Source organism: Methanomassiliicoccales archaeon (genome assembly GCA_014361295.1).
GTDB lineage: Archaea > Thermoplasmatota > Thermoplasmata > Methanomassiliicoccales > JACIVX01 > JACIVX01.
Genome location: JACIVX010000068.1, coordinates 1 through 1424, shown reverse-complemented (window position 1 = coordinate 1424; position 1424 = coordinate 1). Strand labels below are relative to the sequence as shown.

The window sequence follows — 1424 nt, the reverse complement described above, 5'->3', positions numbered from 1 at the left end:
ACGGCAAACTCTTTAAACGTCCCATTCATTGAAAACCATGGCCAAACAAATGACAGCATATACTATGCTAAAACCTTTTATGGTACAACTCATGTTTCAGAAAAAGGAATAAAACATGAAATAAACCCGAACATCACCCTCACAGAAACATTCACAGACTGCAATGGAAACCCCATCAAATTAAATGTCACAGGCATTGAAGCATCCCCAACAAAAGTTAACATTTACGAGAAAAAGGGTAATTGGACAAACATTAAAACATGGAATACCATCAGCCTAGGAGAAGTATGGCCCGGTATAAAAGTCAATCTCAGAGCCCATGAAGATAATATCGAGAAAATCTTCATCATAAACAGCGACCCGAACAATATCAGGATAAAAATCGAAGGTGCGCAACTTTCCATTGGAGAGGATGGCCAGCTCATAATCACAAAGGGATCTCAAAGTGTGGAAATGACAAAACCGATAGCATTCCAGGATGATGAGAATATCCCAGTGGAATACATAGTTGAAGGCGACACATACACTTTCAAGGTTGGTGATTACGATAAGAACAGAGAACTTATAATAGACCCAAAACTAGACTACTCAACATATCTCGGCGGAGGAAACCTAGATGATGCATGGGACATTTATGTTGACGAGTTCGGATGCGCATACATTACAGGATCAACCCTAAACATGAACACAGGATCTTTAGACGCTTACCTGGCAAAATTCAACTACAATGGATCCTTAATCTATTATACCATTATAGGGGGGTCGGGCGACGACTACTCACTTGGCGTGGCAGCCGATGAGATCGGAAATGCATACATAGTTGGTGAAACAAGATCACCAGAGTTCCTATCAAGGGGTACTATCGTCAGCGATGCATTCATATTTAAATTCGACTACAACGGAAACATAATAGATTACATGACATTCGGCGGATCAAACCATGATGAAGCCACGGGGATCACACTAGACTCCAATGGCAACATATACATAACAGGGCGAACAATGTCAACAGATTTCCCAGTAACCAATGAAGCATACCAAAAGGCCAAAAAGGGCGGCTATGACATGTTCATAGTCAAATTAGACCCATCATTCAGGATATTATATTCAAGTTACATTGGAGGATCCAAAGACGACTCAGTCGAAGACATAACCATTGACCGGTCAGATAACATTTACATTGCAGGTTACACCTCCTCAACAGACTTCCCAATAACCCTCGACGCACTCCAAGGCCCTAAGGGATTATCTGACGCTGTAATCGTCAAATTCTCCCCAGAAATGAAAATCGAATACTCAACATACATCGGAGGCTCAGACTATGACTTCTGCTATGGGATACATTCTATTGGAGACACCATATGCATCACAGGATCCACAAATTCAACAGATTTCCCAGTGACCGTTGGAGCCTATTCAAGGAC

General features: G+C 41.5%; 1 protein-coding gene. It reads left to right on the top strand.

Features of this window, described 5'->3' with window-relative positions; genetic code table 11:
* Window positions 1-1424: SBBP repeat-containing protein (locus tag H5T41_11125; protein ID MBC7109310.1), on the top strand; the 1424-nt coding region annotated here is incomplete at both ends.